This window comes from Tenacibaculum xiamenense, from assembly GCF_964513065.1.
GTDB lineage: Bacteria > Bacteroidota > Bacteroidia > Flavobacteriales > Flavobacteriaceae > Polaribacter > Polaribacter xiamenense.
The window spans coordinates 404,837-423,005 of sequence record NZ_CAZEQU010000034.1 but is presented as its reverse complement, the minus strand read 5'-3'; the positions used below and the strand labels follow the sequence as shown (position 1 = coordinate 423,005).

The window sequence follows — 18,169 nt, the reverse complement described above, 5'->3', positions numbered from 1 at the left end:
ATGTTTCAAATTTATTATGAAATAAGGAACTTAAAAACTCTGTATTCCCCTTATTTACAAGGACTTTACCCTATCCTTTAAAAGGTTTTCAACTATTCTACTGGTACACAAATATCTACTATAAACTTTTTCTCTGGATGTGTATTATGATCATTATAATACAATTCAAATGGTTCTCCTTTCGGTGTAAAACCTCTTTCTGACAACCATACAAAGGTAGACTCCCAGGCTTGCTGAAATTCTTCCACACCTATTTCATAGCCAGCCACAACATGTTTGCCTCCAGGGATATCTCTTAACCCTACTTCCCCACTTACTTCAACTTCTCTTTCTAAAAGAATACAAGCACTCATTCTCAATTTTTCAATTTCAGTAACTTTCGGACTGTCATGATATAAAGTTGCCATTCGAATACTTCCAACCATTAATCCTTTAGGAAACGCCCACTGAACTAAGCGATTAAAAGCACCAGCTATTTTACTTGGGTCTCCTATGTGACCAATATATGCTGTTTTAAGTGTAGGAATTGTTTTAATTTCAACATTAGCTTTCATCTGAATAAAATTTAAATGATTATTTATGTTGCTAATGTATTTTTCAAACCTCACTCTTTCTTGACCATTCTTGCTTTGATCTATACAAATCTTGCTAAATTTATCTATATCCTTTTCTTTAAGCTCAGATGGACTGACTCCATAAAATTTTTTAAAACTTCTTGAAAAAGATGAAGGATTATCAAACCCAACCTTTTCCGCAATTTCTACAATTAATGCATTGTCATTACGAAGTAATAAAATTATTGACCTTTCAATTCTCTTCCGAAGTATGTAAGAATTTAAGGTTTCTCCGACGACTGCTGAAAACAACCTGTGAAAATGATATGGTGAAAAATAAGCCTCTTTTGCCACTAACTCTAAAGAAAGCTTTTTATTTAAGTTCTCATCTATATACAATAAAGCTTTGTATATCCTACCAACAATGTCGTTATTAGGTTCCATTACTACGATATAATTTTTGTGTTTTTTTGAAAAAAATAAAACACTCCTCCACCTGCAAAATATAAAATAATATCAATAACATCAGAGGTATATCTATCTAAAATTTCTGGAAGGTAGTACTCAAAAAAAATAGCATACCCACAACAAATGTATACTATATAATATATTGATATTTTGTAAGTTTTATCACCCTTTAACTTTCTAACTACATAAAGGCAAATTGTCAATACTATAGGAATAATTAAAAAGTCATTAAGGTAATATTGAACAAAAGAAGGAAGTTTAACATTCATTTGTTGCAAACAATATACTAGAGTTCCTACAAAAGTAGAAAACCAAAAATACTTAACAATACATGTATTATTTTCCAATTTTATTAGTTTAACCTGCAGCAACCATTGCTACAAACCAAGCAAGAAATGCGCCTATCGCGCTTATAACTAAGAATACAGAATATAAAACCCAGCCTACAATTTTAAATAAGAAATTAGGGTGTTTTATTAACCTTTCGGCAAGTCCTGGGTTCTCAATTTCTATTCTAGCCTCTTCAATTTGCTGTTGTTTAAAAGCTTCAACCTTTAACTCTCTTTTCTTTTTAAAGGATATGAGAGCTCCACAATTTTTGCAGTAGTCAGAATTTTCCGTAAAAACACCGCAGTGGTTACATTTTACTAGTGAGTTTGTTTTAGACATGTTCTTTATCAAATGAATACTTATTCTTCCTTTTATAAGGCCTAATAATTAATCTGGTTTCACGATCAAAACGAATATAATTATACACCCAATTCATAAAAACAATTACCTTATTTCTAAAACCTATGAGTGAAAAGAGGTGTACAAACATCCAAACAAACCAAGCAAAAACACCTTGAAACTTCCATTTCGGTAAATCTACAACAGCTTTATTCCTTCCAATTGTAGCCATTGAACCTTTATTATTATAAACAAAAGCCTTTTGAGAGTTTCCTTTTAACTGAGCTATTATATTCTTAGCAACCAACCTACCTTGCTGTATAGCTGGTTGCGCCATCATCGGGTGACCGTACTTATACGTTTCTGTTTCCATGCAAGCCACATCTCCAACAGCATAAATATTATCATAACCAACTACCTTATTATATCGGTCTACTTTAATTCGACAAGGTCTTTCTAGGACACAATCTGTGTGCATCCCTTTTACCAGAGCACCTTTCACACCCGCTGCCCAAATAACGGTTTGCGCTTTAAAATGGTCTTCTCCATTTGTTGTAACCGTCTCACCATCATAATCTAACACTCTTAAATTCTTCCATACATCTACTCCCAATTTTCTAAGAAAATCCTCAGCTTTTTGAGAAGCCTTATTACTCATTCCTTTTAAAAGCTCACCACTACTTTGAATCAAGTTTATTTTCATTTGTCGTATATCCAAATCTGGATAATCCTTAGGCAAAATTCCTTTTTTCATTTCTGCCAACGCTCCTGCTAACTCAACACCAGTAGGACCACCACCAACAATAACAAAATTCATTAAAGCCAATCTCTTTTCTAAATTTGATTCTAATAGGGCCTCTTCAAAATTTTCTAAAACAAGACTTCTAATATTAAGTGCTTGCGGAACAGACTTCATTTCCATTGAATTTTCTTGAATATTTTTGTTTCCAAAAAAATTTGTTGTTGAACCCGTTGCCAAAATCAAAATATCATATTCAATACAACCAATAGTTGTTTCCAATGTGTTATTCTCTGAATCAATCTTAGTCACTTCTGCCAACCTAAAATAAAAATTCTCTACATCGTTAAACCTCTTCCTTAGTGGAAAGGCAATGCTGTCAGGCTCTAATCCTCCTGTTGCTACTTGATACAATAAAGGTTGAAAAGTGTGATAATTATGTTTATCAATTAAAACTACTTGAAGTTCTTGCTCCTCCAATCCGCGAGCAGCTGCCAATCCTGCAAATCCTCCTCCAACAATGACAACTCTCGGAGAACTGGTTTGAGGTATATTCATTCGATTAAATTTTAGTAAAACAAATTTAAGAAAAAGATAAATTTCTCTCTAATATTATCTTCTTTTTGAAGCATAAAAACTAGTTAAAGTTTCGCAAAAATCACTCGGAATCAAAAACATATCCATTAACACCAATTTCTTTAAGTCAAAACTCCCATAACCCCTAAACAGTTATACCTCGTTTTAAAGCAATCATACATAAATATCCCTTACCCATGCCATTTTTTCATCAACAGACCTTTATTTTTTTCAACTTTGAACTACAACCTTAAAACCGATATATTATGGAAACTGTTATTTCGAAAACCAAACATGAACCTGTAGTTGCCTCTTTACAGGAAATTCTATCAGAAGACCCAAAAATGGAAGCTGCTTTAATTGCTTCTCTTAATATCGCTGTAAAAGCAGCTAAAGACAAATTAAATCCTGATTTATATAAAGCTATTGATAATGTTTTTCAAGGAAATGGCTGGCCTACAACTACCGAACATTACTTAGATTATTTAGATTTATATGTTCGTTTAGTCCCGAATGAAAGTAATGACCCTGAATACCCTAATGCATGGAAGAGTAATGGACAACAAAATGGATACAACCAAAAGGTATATGATCTATTGTGTCAATCATACTGGTTAATCGACCAAAAAATCCCAGGTACCAATTTAACCATGCAAAGCTTTGAAAAGTTTGCTAATTGGTTGGTAGATTTTGCCAATGCTTGGGGAACATTCTTGGACACAGAAGAATCTTTAACAAAAGAAAGTTTACTTTCCTTCAAGCATGACTCTATGTATAACTTTCATTTATATGCTGACAACGAAAGAAGCTGGCACACATTTAATGAATTTTTCTATAGAGAATTCAACCATGCCGATCCAGAAACAGGACTAAGTCCTTTGCGTCCAATTTCAGATCCTGAAAACAATGAAAATATTGTTTCACCAGCTGATTGTACTTATAAACAGTTCTATCCTATTGACAACGAAGGAAATGTTTTAGCTCCTAACGGTAAGCACACTCGTGTTTCTTTAAAAGGAACTCATAGTATTGGAACTATCGATGAGCTTTTACAGGAAAGTAAATATGCTTCTGATTTCTATGGCGGAACATTTATTCATTACTTTTTAAGTCCGTTTGACTATCACCGTTTTCATACACCAGTTTCTGGTGAAGTACTAGAGATTATTCCAGTGGAAGGAAAAGTATATTTAAATGTTGAATTACAAGATAACGGACAATGGGATGCTCCTGATGGCGCAGAAGACGGTTACGAGTTTACACAAGCTAGAGGTTTAGTTGTTATGGATGCAGGACCTGTAGTTGGAAAAGTAGCCATTCTACCAATTGGAATGTGTCAAGTTTCTGGTGTTGATATGTATACTGAATTACAAGGACAAACTGTTGTCAAAGGACAAGAGTTTGGTAAATTTAGATTCGGAGGTTCAGATATCATTATGTTGTTCCAAAAGCCACCAACAGAATTATATATGTTTAAAAATGATCCAGGTCATGAGCCTATTCATTTCCAATACGGACAAACAGCCGTTTACTGGAACAAATAAACACTTATAACCATATCATAATTAGTGAGCTCGATGTAACTTTTGGTAATTGAGCTCGCTTTTTTTTATAACTCATTTTACTCTTAAACAACACGTTAAAAATATAAAATAGAATAAACTCCTCCTTATCAAAAAATGGTCTAAGATTTGATTATAGTAGTTCCAAAAACCAAATACTACTACTTTAATGAAAAAAACTAAACTACTAATTATTGATGACCAAAAACTACTACTTGAAGGCACCCAATCAATTTTATCTAATGAACCGTTTATAGACATTATTTACACCGTAAAAAAAAATATTGACGCTCTAAAACTTAGTGATCACATTAAATTTGATTCTATTCTAATAGGTATTAATGAAATTAATGGGAAAATCTTTGACTTTATTAATTCCTTAAAGAAAAAACTCCCATTTTGTATTATTATTATAATGGCGACAAGAATGACTTCTCAAGAAATTCACAAAACAATACAAGCAGAAGTTAATGGTATTATATTAAAAGAAACAGGAAAGGCTATTTTAATCAAGGCATTTAAAGAAACTCTCGCTGGAAATAAATTTATTGATGAGAACATTAAGAAGCAATTAAGTACGAGTATGTTTCCATCCCATAAACTGGAAAAACAAACAAGCTTAAGTAGCAGAGAGAAAGATGTTTTACGTCTTATTTCAAATGAGAAAAATTCAAGAGAAATTGCGGAAATATTAAATATATCATTCAACACCGTCGAAACCCACAGAAAAAACTTAATGAGAAAACTAGGGACCAAGAACGTAGTTGGCTTAGTAAAATACGCTTTGCTTTATGACATAACATAAATAATTAAAAAGGAGGCGATGTAACATCGCCCCCTTTTTAATTATTGCTTTTTCCAAATACTTCCGTTCTGATCGATAAACTTAGTATTATTCTCTATAAACTTAAAAGGAACTTCTTCTGGTTCTCCATCAGTTGGATTAAACTCATACACATCTCCATTTTTTTTTCGCCAGCTGGCTTCTCTCTTAGGATTTGGTGTACACCCATTTTGCACCTTCTCAAATACTTCTATATAAGCCTTACCGTTTTCGTGAAAATCTGCAGTAGACTTAATATTACAATCATCTGTTATATCTACTCCATTATCCTTTAAAACTACAGGCTTCCAAAAACCAATGATTGGATCTTTCGTTTGCTCTTTGTCTTTCGAGCACGATAATAACGTTACAACTGCTAATAATAAAATTAATTTGTTTTTCATGATATTTTATTTTCTTATTGCTACAAATCTGTAACTATATCATGAAAAAAAACTAACCGAAAACAGGTAAATTTCTTATTCTTTACCCTTTAGTTTGGCAAATTCTCTTTCCAAAAAATACAACTTATCTTCAAAAGGATTTCTAAACTCGGGCACCCTCCTTAAAAAAGTATACTTTATTAACCATAGTTCTTTTACGTCAGACAACGAAAACTTCTTGTCATCTATATTTTTGTGAGCCGCTTTCAACACAACTGTATTTTCTTCAACAATCAAATGTCGTAATACCAACTCATCTCCAACCAAGGTTAATACCAAATCTTCTCCTTTTATTGAATTAATAGTATCAATAGAATATTTTTCACCAATAACAATATCATTTGGATACACTCCATTTTCATTTGAAGTCATTTCAAGATTATCAACCACAAAAGCTCTAAGTTCGACCTCAGAATCCACAGGAAGAGAAACGACAGGTAAATCATTTATAAATTTTGGCTTATCATAATACTTTGCATAGTCACTTTTACTTTTGGTTGTTATGAGAGGAATTTCAAACATCTTCTCTTTTTCAAACTTATCTACCTCTAAAGTTAAATCACCTTTAAACTGCAACAACTGATTAACGGTTAATTCTGAAGTTAGCAAGTCATCTATAATTATGCTAAAATAATTAGCAATTTTAATTATTGTTTCAATCTTAGGTTCACTCCTACCCTCTTCGTAAGCCCCTAAAGTAGCACGCTTCAAACCAAATAACTCCGCAAAAGCCTGCTGACTCAACCCTTTAACTCCTCTAATTTTTTTTATATTTTTTCCAAAAAAAGACATCTTTTGCTAATTTTATTTGCAAATAATAAATTATTTTATATCTTTACACTAATATTATTAGCTAATATACATAGTTTTTGCTAACCAAGTTAGATTGCAACTATAAAAAACAAATATCAACCAAAATAAAAACACAATTATGATAACAATAACACTATGTATTTCCAGTGTGCTTTTGAAATCTTTTTTATAATTTTACACCGCTATAAAAAACCATAAATTAACTAATTCAATTGCTAGATGGACAATCACTATTTAAAAACGAAAAACTTTTTACAAGAACTCAATGTTAATATCATTAAAGAAGATGTTGAGAATGGGATCTTTGTTATTGAAAAAGAAAACTTTGGAATTAAAAACCTAATTATTGGCGTAGCATATCCAATTATTATTATTGAGCAGTTTATTTTCAAAGTAAATCAACCCAATGAAGACATTTTTAAGAGTCTTCTTATTAAAAACAGAGACATCGTTCACGGTGCCTTTGTACTCGATGACTGTGGAGAACGTGTTATATTCAGAGACACGTTACAGTTGGAAAATTTAGATCTGAATGAATTAGAAGGAAGCTTAAACTCATTAAGTTTATTACTCAGTGAGTTTTCGGAGCAAATTATTGCATTTTCAAAGTATTAAAAAAATAGACCATGAATATATTTAGAAGATTATTTAAAATAGGACAAGCAGAAGCTAATTCTGCCATTGATAGTATGGAGGATCCTATTAAAATGACAGAACAAGGAATAAGAGATTTGAAAAAGGATTTGGAAAAAAGTCTAGAATCATTAGCACAAATCAAAGCATTAGCTATACGTTCAAAAAATGACCTCGAAACCTTTACCTTAAAAGCTGAAGATTACCAACAAAAAGCTATGTTAATTCTTAAAAAAGCTCAAAAAGGTGAAATGGATGCTACTGAAGCTGACAGATTAGCCAAGCAAGCTTTGATCAAAAAAGAGGAAAATATTCAAGAGGTTAGTAGAACTAAACTTGAGTCAGAAAAATTGGATACTTCAGTATCTCAACTTGAAAAGAGTGTTCAAGAGATTAAACACAACATTCAAAAATGGGAAAATGAATTAAAAACTCTAAAAGCTCGTGTAAAAGTTTCGAAAGCTACTAAGAATTTAAATAAGCAAATGGCTGAATTGGATAGTAGCAGTACAGTTACGATGCTTGAAAGAATGAAAGACAAAGTTACTCAAGAAGAGGCTTTAGCAGAGGCTTATGGAGATTTAGCAGATTCAACAAAAACGATTGATGATGAGCTAAATGATGCTATTGATGAGAAAAAGAATAATGCAGAAGATGATTTAGCAAAACTTAAAGAACAATTAGGGTTTAACGATAAAAACGAAGGATAAATTTGAACTCACTAACCGATATACTGTTTTCTAATGTCAATATAACTCTAACAATCCTAGTTATAATTCTTATTGTTTATTGGCTTGTAACAATGATATCTGGTATTGACTTCGATCTTGATGTAGATGTAGATATTGACGTCGATGTTGACATAGACACTGACGTCGATATCGATACAGGAATTGAGGGTGGTAATATAGATTTCCATGACATTTCAAATACGGAAATCAATAAAGAAGATATTATTCAAAAGAAGAGAAAACCTTTAAAATGGTGGCAAGTTCTTTTGATATACTTCAACTTTGTTGGATTACCTTTCATGTTCACATTTACCTCTTGGATTTTTATTTGGTGGATAATGACTACGCTAAGTACAACAATTACCCATAGTATAAGCAGCAATTTTGGATTTATTCTAATGCTTAGCGGAATTATCCCTTCATTAATATTAACAAAAGTTTTTACTACGCCCTTTAAAAACTTTTTCAAGAATTTAAATCAAGACGGAGATACGCCAATTGATCTAGTTGGTCGAACTGGTACCTCATTATCTACTTTAAGAGAAAATAAACTAGGAACAGCAGAGGTTAAAGCTGAAAATAAAAACCTTACCATAAACATAAAATCTCTTAATAACGAAAATATTAATTATCAAGACCGAATACTAATTATAAAAGAAAGTAATGATAATTCTTTTTATTTCGTTCAAAAATATAACAATTAAAACTAAATAATTACTATGGATAATTTATTACAAATTATTGGAATCGGAATAGGACTTTTTCTCTTCCTAGTAATCTTGTACTTCGCCATTGTCGCGATGTTTTACAAGAAAGTACCACAAGGTAAAGCTCTCGTTAGGACTGGATTTAAAGGAGCCAGAATTGCAACGGATAAAGGACTATACGTGGTACCTGTTTTCCACAGAGTGGAAACTATGGATATTTCTGTAAAAAAAATTGAAATAGAAAGATTAGGGTCTGACGGTTTGGTTTGTAAAGATAACGTTAGAGCCGATATAAAAGTTGCTTTTTTTATCAGGATAAATGAAGATGTTAAAGATATTAAAAAAGTGGCTGAGACAATTGGTTGTGAAAGAGCATCTCATATTGAAACTTTAAAAGATTTATTCGAAGCAAAGTTTTCTGAAGCCCTTAAAACCGTGGGTAAAAAATTCCAATTCATTGAATTATATGAAGCGAGAAGAGAATTCAGAGATGAAATTAAAGATATTATATCTGTTGACTTAAATGGATATGTTCTTGATGACTGTGCTATTGATTATTTAGAGCAAACTCCAGTGAAGTTCTTAAAGCCAGACAATATTTTAGATGCTGAAGGTATTAAGAAAATTACAGAGTTAACGGCTGATCAAAACATTAAAGCGAACTTAATTAAGCGTGACGAAGAAAAAGTTATTCGTAAACAAGATGTTGAAGCTCGTGAGGCAATTTTAGAGTTAGACAAACAATTAGCAGAAAAAGAAGAACAACAAAGAAGAGAGATTGCGAACATCAAAGCTCGTGAAGAGGCTGAAATATTAAAAGTTGCTGAAGAAGAACGTTTAAAATCCGAAACGGCGCGAATTTCTACCGAAGAAAAAGTTCAAGTTGCAGAAGAAAATATGCAACGTCAGATTATTGTTGCGGAGAAAAACAAACAACGTACAGAAGCTGTTGAAGCGGAACGTGTTGAAAAAGATAGAGCTTTAGAGGCTACAGAACGTGAAAGAATTGTAACACTTGCTCAAATTGAAAAAGAAAAAGTTGTTGAAGTTGAAAAGAAAAATATTCAAGATGTTATTCGCGATCGTGTAATGTTGGAGAAGGGTGTTGTTGAGGAAAAAGAAAACATGAAAGACATTGAAGCTTTTAAAACAGCAGATCGTGATAAGCAAGTGAAAATAACTATTGCTGAAGCTGACGCTCAGGAAGCTCTAATCAAGACAATTAAACAAGCAGAGGCTCAAAAAGAAGCTGCAAAACAAAAAGCAGAAGAAATCAACATTGAAGCACAAGCTCAAAAAGAAGCAAGTGAAAAAGAAGCAGAAGCTAGAAAAACATTGGCTGAAGCACAAGCAAAAGAAGAAGCTACAATTGGTTTATCCGAAGCACAAGTGATGCATGCTAAAGCAGATGCAAATGAACGTCAAGGTTTAGTTGAAGCTACCATTATCGAGAAGAAAGCGAAAGCAGAAGCCGAAGGTATTTTAGCGAAAGCAACCGCTTTAAAAGAAGAAGGTATCGCAGAAGCTGAAGTTATCAAAGAAAAAGCTCTTGCTAAAGCAACTGGTGATAAAGAAATCGCATTGGCAGAAGCAGCTGGTATTGAAGAAAAAGCCGAAGCAATGAAGAAACTTGATGGTGTTGGTAAAGAGCATGAAGAGTTTAAACTACGTTTAGAGAAAGAATTAAAAGTAGATTTAGCTCATATCAACGTTCAAAAGGACATTGCCGACGCACAAGCACAAGTTATTGGTGATGCATTAAGAGCTGCCAATATTGATATTGTTGGAGGTGAAACTATGTTCTTCGAACAAATCATTGGACAAATTACGAAAGCGAAAGGTGTTGATAGACTTGTTCAACACAGTTCAAATATTCAAGATGTAAAAGATGCTATTTTAGGTAGTGACGATGTAAAAGGAAACTTACTTGAAAAAGTAAAAGACTTTGCTACTAAATACGGTATATCTTCTGAAGACATTAAGAACTTAAGTATTGCTAATTTATTAGCAGACTTGAAATCTAAAGCTTCTACTGCTGATGAGGAAAATTTATTTAGTAACCTCTTCAATTTAGCTAAAGGCTTAGGCTTATCTGATAAGAAATTATCATAATATAAAGCATAAACAAAAGAAGTTGTAACGACTTCTTTTGTTTTCTTTTGACACTCCCCTACTTTAATTTTCTACAACTAATCGTGTTCGATTTGAAAATGGATGTAAGAAACTTAGGAAATACACCTATCGATGAAATAATAGAATCGTTTCTACTGGCTTTTGACAATTACTTTGTTAAAATGCCTACAGAAAAAGACTACTATATTAACAGATGGAAATCTGCAAAAGTAGATTTAAATTTATCCTATGGGATGTTTGATAATGATAAGCTTGTAGGTTTTATTATACATGCAGTTGACACCAGAAATGGAAAATTAACAGCATTTAATACCGGAACAGGAGTAATTCCCGAGTACAGAGGAAAAAGAATCATACAAAGTATATATGCTCATGCCCTTTCTGATTTAAAGAAGCATGGTATAAAAAGAACAACACTAGAGGTTATCACAGAAAATAAAATTGCTATTCAACTCTATAAAAACATTGGATTTAACATTTGCAAAGAATATTATTGCTATCAAGGGGAAATCCTTAACAATGTTTCAGAGCACGATATTCTTTTGAAAGAAGCATCTTTAGATACAATTGAATGGAGCGCCTTGCCAAATCAGGATGTTTATTCATGGGACAACCAGAAAGAATCTATAAAAAATGGTAACTATAACTATTTTGAAGTTCTAGTAAACGGAGAAGTTGAATCCTATTTTATTATGAATAAAGACCTCAACTATATTGCCCAGTTTGATGTATTTAATACTAAAATTGGTAACTGGGACAGACTGTTTTCTGGAATTAAACAAGTTTCAGGAAAAATAAAAATCAATAATGTTGATAAAACATTAAATGAAAAAAACTCCATTCTCAACAAAGTAAAATTAACTAATAGCGTTGATCAGTTTGAGATGGAATTAAAAATATAACAACTACCAATGACGAGCGCCTTTGAAATGAAAGAGGACAGTAGTTGTAACCAATAATTAATTTAAGAATAAGATAAAAAAACTTCAAGAAAAAGAAGTTTTAACACCTATAATCACCTATGGAAAACCAACATACCGAACAACAACTAGATGGTGGAACGTATGAAATCATTCAAAGTAGATTGCAAAAACAAAAGCAACATCTGCAAGAACGACTTCATAACTTAAACGATGCCAGAAAACATGTATTTGGCACCATAGAAACCAAACTAATTGCAAACAACAGAATCAATACAGAAAACAACTGTATTGCCAGAGATATTATTTCATTAGGGAATATATCTATTTTCGGTTATAACGTTCATTTTGGTTTGAGAACAGATATTAAACTATCAGATGTTTTCAGCATCTATGAGTTTAAAGATCAACAATTCCATATACAATCACTGGAGTTATTAAATGATCCTCTTTTCATTGATGACTTTACCAATTTATACAAATATTACCGAAACACTATTTTCTCAAAATTCGCTGTTATTGGAAACTATTTGTATATGATTTTCCAATTAAGTGATAACAAAAGTGATATCAAAGCTTTTAAATGGTTAATCAATGATAATTCATTACGATATATTGATAACCGAAGTGAGCACGAATATAAATTCCCAACCCAGCATGAATTTAAGTGGCAAGAAGTAACTCGTGACATGCATCGTTACGGTACCCATTCGCACATTTCAATTCTCGATAAAATATTTGTTGAAACTATTGGCGGTGATTTAACCATCAAAGTCGAAGACAATACAGATGACGGAAAAGGAGTACTTTCAGAGCCTGTTGAACATATTGACCAAACCTTAGATGATGGTCAGTTTCGCTTTGGTGATTTAGGGAATTTAATCACACTTGAAATTAAACCATTTCAAGAAAAGCCAAGGTACTTTGTATACAATCACAAACTTCAGGAAGTTCAGAAGATAGATAGTATTAAAGACACTGCTGTTCAACTTCCGGATGATCAAGGTATTATTTTCCCAAATGGATACTACCTTCAAACTGGAGAGTACAAGATATTTGAGAGTGATGTTAAAGAGGTTAAATTCCAAGAAAAGATTGTTTCTCCAAATGGTGAAGACTTTTTATATGTTTTTTATGCGACTATTAGAGGTTTATATATCCTCATGTCGTATAATATCATTGAACAAAGTGTTAAAACACCCATAATCTGTAATGGTTTTACCATTTTAGAAAATGGAGAACTTTGCTATTTTAAAACAGAAAATGAGCAAACTAAGCATCATGTTGTTCAAATATGGCAAACCCCATATTTAAAAGGCGATTATATGCCTTCGCAACATGAAGATAGTTTACTATATAAAATTGGTAATAAAGACATTGTACGCGCCATGGCCGAGTGTCATGAATTAATTACCTTATTAAACAAAGAAGATAACTATACTGGCCTTTATTCCGATATTGCCAAAACTTCTAAGGACATTAACGACACCTATTATTGGTTACATGAAAAAGAAACTTTTGAGCTAAACAAACCAGTTTCAGAAATCAATGAGGCGGCCAATGCTGCCATCGAAGAATTCGAGAAGGTTGTCCAGTTAAAAAAGCAAGCGGAAAAAGAAACCAACGAGATCAACAAAAAATCTGATGAGCTGTTTGGTAAAATAAAAAGTACTTCGTTTAAATCTATTGACGATTTCGTTGTGCTCTTAAGTCAATTACGTTCGTTACGTGGTGAAGTAATTAGTCTTCATGACATTCGCTATATCAACATAAATCTATTAAAGGAATTAGAAGAACAAGTTGCAGAACAAAACAACTTAATCTCGAAACGATGTGTTCAATTTCTTCTTGATGATAAAGCACTTCAACCTTATCATATACGTGTTGCTGAAAAGCAAGAAGCTTTACCAACCATTAAAAAAGTGGTAGAAGCAAAAGCTTTAGAAAAGGAGGTCAATCAAATTACCACAGATTTAGAAATGCTTATCGATATTGTATCGAACCTAGAAATCGAAGACACTTCTCAATCCACAAAGATCATTGACAACATCTCGTTGATATTTGCCACGCTTAATCAGTTAAAATCAGGTATAAAAAATAGCATTAAAAGCTTAGGAAGTAAAGAAGCCAAAGCCGACTTTAATGCCCAACTTAAATTAATTGATCAAAGTATTATCAATTATATTGATATTGCGAATACTCCTGAAAAATGCGATGAGTTCTTAACAAAAACCACAATTCAGCTAGAAGAATTAGAAGGTAAATTTGCCGATTATGATGAGTTCATTACTCAGATTATTGAAAAGCGTGAAGAAGTTCATACCGCATTTGACAATCGTAAGAATAGTCTTATTGAAAAGAGAAATAAAAAAACGGTTGCTCTACAAACAGCCGCTGAACGTATTTTAAAAGGAATTACAAAGAAAGCTGCTTCTTTTGATTCTATTGAAGATATTAATGGTTATTTCGCTGCCGATCTAATGATTAACAAGGTTCGAGATATTGTAAAGCAATTAAAAGAGCTTGATGATATTGGTAAAGCCGAAACTGTTGAAACTAAATTAAAAGTTGCTAAAGAAGATACCTTACGTAAACTTAAAGATAAAAAAGAGTTATACGAAGATGGTGAAAACATCATTAAGTTAGGTAGCCATAAATTTGGAGTAAATAGACAGGTTTTAGATTTGACCATTGTCTATAAAAACGAACAATTGTGCTATCACTTGACTGGAACGGATTTTTATGAAGAAATAACGAATGATATATTACTCGCTTCAAAAAAATATTGGAATCAAGAATTAGTATCAGAAAACAATACTATCTACAGATCGGCATACTTAGCGTACAAACTGTTTAAGAGTTTTAGTGAAGAAAAACTTATTAATCTTAATGAAGAAGAGGTTTTACAACTTGTTCAAAAAGAAAGCAGCAATTTGTATGCTGAAGGTTATGTAAAAGGAGTTCACGATGTAGATGCATCAAAGATTTTGCATACACTGGTACACAAACACCATGAACTTGGACTACTCACTTTTACACCAGAAGTCAGGGCTTTTGCTCGTTATTTCTGGAAACATCTTTCTGAAGCTGATCAAAATTCATACAATACGAATATCAAAGCTTCTGGAGAAGTATTAAAAGTTTTTCCGAAAAGTGTAACTCACAATTATATCATTGATGACCTGACAAGCTCTTTAAATTCATTTGCTGAAAAATCTCAATTATTCACTACTGAATATTCTGAAAGAATCGCTTTGTATTTGTTTAAGGAACTTCAAAGTGATAATATTTTTCACACGAGTAATATTGCTTTGAATCTTAAGGAAAACTTCCTTAAGACATTAGACAAGCAAAATGCATTGCATAAATTTAAAACAGGAATTCAAAAGCAAGAAAACCATATTGAACGTATTCAATTAGCAATACAATGGGTAAGTTCTTTTGTTTTAGAAACAGAGATAGATGCGGATGAATATATCCATGAAACTGTGGCGTTATTATTGTTTGAAGACCTCTCAGCAGCAGACACGATTAATGTACATCCGGTTACAATTATTGAAGATTTAAAAGGAAATCACGCTACTATTAATGAAGGAAAATGGGAGTTCAATTATCATCAATTTATAAAAGACCTTGAACACTTTACTCAAGTAGAGGCTCCTAATTTTATTCAATACAAAGAAGCGAAACACCAAGTAACAGAAGATCTGAAAGAAGAATTGAAACTGGAAGAGTTTAAACCAAGAGTACTATCTTCGTTTGTAAGAAACAAATTGATTGATCAAGTATACTTCCCTTTAATTGGAGACAACTTGTCAAAACAACTTGGTACCATTGGAGACAACAAACGTACTGATAGGATGGGAATGCTTTTACTAATTTCTCCTCCAGGATATGGTAAAACTACCTTAATGGAATATATTTCCAATAGATTAGGGTTGGTATTTATGAAAATCAATGGACCTGCGATTGGACACGAAGTTACTTCGGTGGATCCAATGGCTGCTAATAACTCCGCTTCAAGAGAAGAACTAAAAAAATTGAATTTAGCTTTTGAAATGGGTGATAATGTGATGTTATATCTAGACGATATTCAACACTGTAACCCTGAGTTTTTACAAAAGTTTATTTCACTTTCCGATGGAACTAGAAAAATAGAAGGTGTCTATAATAACAAACCGAAAACCTACGACTTACGTGGAAAGAAATTCTGTGTGATCATGGCTGGAAATCCATATACCGAAAGTGGTGATAAATTCCAAATTCCAGACATGTTAGCCAACAGAGCCGATATTTATAATTTGGGAGATATTATTGGAGATACAGCACATCTATTCAAACTAAGTTTAATAGAAAACTCTTTAACTTCTAATCCTGTATTGCATCAATTAAGTAGTAAATACTTTGAAGATGTGTATACTTTAATTGACAAGGTTGAAAACAATACCAAAGACGTTAATTTAAAAGGAAATCATACCAAGCAAGAAGTACAAGATTATACGGCTGTTCTTGAAAAAGTAATTACGATTCGTGACACTATTTTAAAGGTCAATCAGGCATATATTCAATCCGCTGCAATGGAAGACGATTATAGAACAGAACCTTCTTTTAAACTCCAAGGTTCTTATCGTGACATGAATAAGCTCGTTGCGAAAATTGTTCCTATTATGAATCAAGAAGAATTACAACGATTATTATTATCGCATTACGAAAGTGAATCTCAAACGTTAACTTCTTCCGCAGAAGCAAACCTTTTGAAATATAAAGAATTAATTGATAATTTATCTAATGAAGAAATGGAGCGTTGGTCGAATATCAAAGATATTTTCACCAAAAACAATAAGCTTAAAGGCTTAGGTAATAATAATGAAATGGCACAGATATTAAGTCAAATGATGGCTTTTACTGAAAATTTAGAAGGTATTAAATCGGTTTTGAAAAAAGGACTCGAAAAATAATATCGTCATTATAAAAAAACACATATAACAACTAACACAATAAAGAATGGGATTTTTTGACCTATTTAAAAGCAACAAGGATAAAGAAGAAACACATTACGACCCAACCAATATCAAAGTAACAGATTTAGAGAAAGGATATTTGTTAGATTATGATTTGAGAACTTGGACCGTAAAGAAAATGTGTGAATACGATTGGGGAGATAATTACTTTACTCGTGAATTTGTTCTTGAATCGCAAGGAGAAAAGCTATTTTTGCATATTGAAGAAGAAGATGACCTCATCATTACAATGTCAAAAGAGTTAAAATACCGTAAGTTAGCACCTGAAGTTATCACTCATATTGAAAACAACGGAAAACCTCCAAAGCAGATTACACACGAAAATGTAACCTATTATTTATCGGAAGAGTCTCCAGGTTACTATAGAAATGTTGATACTTCTGACTGGGAAGAACTTATTTCCTTTGATTACTTAGATGAAGATGAGGAAAAATGTTTAACAATAGAACAATGGGATGATAATGATTTTGAAGCGAGCGTTGGAAAAAAAATAAAAGCTTTCGAAATCAGTAACATTCTTCCATCATACAATCAATAAAATAACTATGCGTTTTTTTAAATACCTATTACTACTCGTTACAGTTGTTACTATAAGTTCATGCAGCTCTGAACGAAAACCAAAATTTGTAAAATCACCATTAGACAATATCATTACTAAGTACATTGATAAGGATAATTATAGTGTTATTTTATCTGATATGGACTACAAAGAGGATACGGATAAGTACTTTCACAAATACCGTATTCTAATTGAGGAAAAGCAACCTAAATTAACCACAGAGCAATTAAATGATAGTCTTACTCGTCCAACTGATGTGACTATTATTAATACAGATTGGAAAGAAGTTTCTCCTATCATATTTGAAGAATATCAAAATGATCTAGGAATGACAGTTCTTAGTAAGAAAAATGGAAAATTAGATAAAAATTCTTCTCCTGCTGGAGTAAATAACTACGTTGGTAACCCTCGATATGGAGAATGGAGAACAGATAGCAGTGGAAGTTCTTTTTGGGCATTTTACGGTCGTTATCGTCTTTTCTCTGATTTATTCTTTGCCCCTTCGTATGGTTACGGATATGGATATGGCTATCCAAGAAGTCATTGGAACGATTACAATCGTAATTACAGAAACAAAAAATCGTACTACGGTAAATCCAATGAATACGGAACTAAATCAAAACACAATAGAAATACTTCTTGGGCAAGTAAACCACAATCTTTTAAAAGTAAAGTGCAATCGAAAGTTTCTAAAAGTTCTTCCGAATTAAAATCACGAGGATACACCTCAAGAAAGAGCTATAGTAAAACTAGCAGAAGCCAATCGAGATATAAAAGTTCTTCTTTTCGTTCACGAAGCGGTGGTTTCGGTAAATAAC

General features: G+C 32.2%; 16 protein-coding genes. 10 read left to right on the top strand and 6 right to left on the bottom strand.

Annotated features, from left to right (window positions below; all coding sequences use genetic code 11):
- Positions 1-92 precede the first annotated feature (92 nt).
- The 4 genes from ACKTTV_RS16540 to ACKTTV_RS16525 are packed head-to-tail and all read right to left on the bottom strand — an operon-like array spanning position 93 to position 2,988.
- Positions 93-998, bottom strand: a complete 906-nt coding sequence (locus ACKTTV_RS16540) for an AraC family transcriptional regulator (RefSeq protein WP_408031977.1) — start codon at positions 996-998, stop codon at positions 93-95.
- Positions 999-1,000: 2 nt separating this feature from the next.
- A complete protein-coding gene (locus ACKTTV_RS16535) occupies positions 1,001-1,369 on the bottom strand; it encodes a SelT/SelW/SelH family protein (protein ID WP_408031976.1) in 369 nt (122 codons plus the stop codon).
- A 10-nt stretch (positions 1,370-1,379) separates the two neighbouring features.
- Entirely contained in the window at positions 1,380-1,691 is a 312-nt protein-coding gene (locus ACKTTV_RS16530) for a hypothetical protein (protein ID WP_408031975.1), read from the bottom strand.
- Positions 1,684-2,988 (bottom strand): NAD(P)/FAD-dependent oxidoreductase, encoded by a 1,305-nt coding sequence (locus tag ACKTTV_RS16525; protein ID WP_408031974.1) that lies wholly within the window; start codon positions 2,986-2,988, stop codon positions 1,684-1,686. The genes ACKTTV_RS16530 and ACKTTV_RS16525 overlap by 8 nt, the downstream gene beginning before the upstream one ends.
- Before the next feature lie 284 nt (positions 2,989-3,272).
- On the opposite strand from ACKTTV_RS16525, the gene ACKTTV_RS16520 reads away from it, so the two are divergent.
- Both ACKTTV_RS16520 and ACKTTV_RS16515 read left to right on the top strand, forming a co-directional pair.
- Positions 3,273-4,550 carry a phosphatidylserine decarboxylase gene (locus tag ACKTTV_RS16520; RefSeq protein WP_408031973.1) on the top strand — a complete coding sequence of 426 codons (1,278 nt, stop codon included), beginning with the start codon at positions 3,273-3,275 and terminating at the stop codon, positions 4,548-4,550.
- 187 nt (positions 4,551-4,737) lie between these two features.
- Positions 4,738-5,373 (top strand): LuxR C-terminal-related transcriptional regulator, encoded by a 636-nt coding sequence (locus ACKTTV_RS16515; protein WP_408031972.1) that lies wholly within the window; start codon positions 4,738-4,740, stop codon positions 5,371-5,373.
- Positions 5,374-5,414: 41 nt separating this feature from the next.
- On the opposite strand, the gene ACKTTV_RS16510 is transcribed toward ACKTTV_RS16515, so the two are convergent.
- Positions 5,415-5,795: a hypothetical protein gene (locus ACKTTV_RS16510; protein ID WP_408031971.1), complete on the bottom strand. Its 381-nt coding sequence runs from the start codon at positions 5,793-5,795 to the stop codon at positions 5,415-5,417.
- A gap of 75 nt (positions 5,796-5,870) precedes the next feature.
- Positions 5,871-6,626, bottom strand: coding sequence for a helix-turn-helix domain-containing protein (locus ACKTTV_RS16505; protein ID WP_408031970.1), 756 nt, complete (start codon positions 6,624-6,626; stop codon positions 5,871-5,873).
- Between the two features lie 240 nt (positions 6,627-6,866).
- Between ACKTTV_RS16505 and ACKTTV_RS16500 the strand changes: the two genes are divergently transcribed.
- From ACKTTV_RS16500 to ACKTTV_RS16465, 8 genes are all read left to right on the top strand, one after another.
- Positions 6,867-7,262 (top strand): type III secretion system chaperone family protein, encoded by a 396-nt coding sequence (locus tag ACKTTV_RS16500; protein ID WP_408031969.1) that lies wholly within the window; start codon positions 6,867-6,869, stop codon positions 7,260-7,262.
- Between the two features lie 11 nt (positions 7,263-7,273).
- Positions 7,274-7,990: a PspA/IM30 family protein gene (locus ACKTTV_RS16495; RefSeq protein WP_408031968.1), complete on the top strand. Its 717-nt coding sequence runs from the start codon at positions 7,274-7,276 to the stop codon at positions 7,988-7,990.
- Between the two features lie 92 nt (positions 7,991-8,082).
- Entirely contained in the window at positions 8,083-8,715 is a 633-nt protein-coding gene (locus tag ACKTTV_RS16490) for a hypothetical protein (protein WP_408031967.1), read from the top strand.
- A 15-nt stretch (positions 8,716-8,730) separates the two neighbouring features.
- Positions 8,731-10,830 (top strand): flotillin family protein, encoded by a 2,100-nt coding sequence (locus ACKTTV_RS16485; protein ID WP_408031966.1) that lies wholly within the window; start codon positions 8,731-8,733, stop codon positions 10,828-10,830.
- A 98-nt stretch (positions 10,831-10,928) separates the two neighbouring features.
- Positions 10,929-11,753, top strand: coding sequence for a GNAT family N-acetyltransferase (locus tag ACKTTV_RS16480; protein ID WP_408031965.1), 825 nt, complete (start codon positions 10,929-10,931; stop codon positions 11,751-11,753).
- Between the two features lie 119 nt (positions 11,754-11,872).
- On the top strand, positions 11,873-16,729 hold the full coding sequence (locus ACKTTV_RS16475; protein ID WP_408031964.1) for a DNA repair ATPase: 4,857 nt from the start codon (positions 11,873-11,875) through the stop codon (positions 16,727-16,729).
- Between the two features lie 46 nt (positions 16,730-16,775).
- The gene (locus ACKTTV_RS16470) at positions 16,776-17,330 is read left to right on the top strand and encodes a DUF4178 domain-containing protein (protein ID WP_408031963.1); all 555 of its coding nucleotides are present in this window, start codon (positions 16,776-16,778) and stop codon (positions 17,328-17,330) included.
- Between the two features lie 7 nt (positions 17,331-17,337).
- The gene (locus ACKTTV_RS16465) at positions 17,338-18,168 is read left to right on the top strand and encodes a hypothetical protein (protein WP_408031962.1); all 831 of its coding nucleotides are present in this window, start codon (positions 17,338-17,340) and stop codon (positions 18,166-18,168) included.
- Position 18,169: the final 1 nt, after the last annotated feature.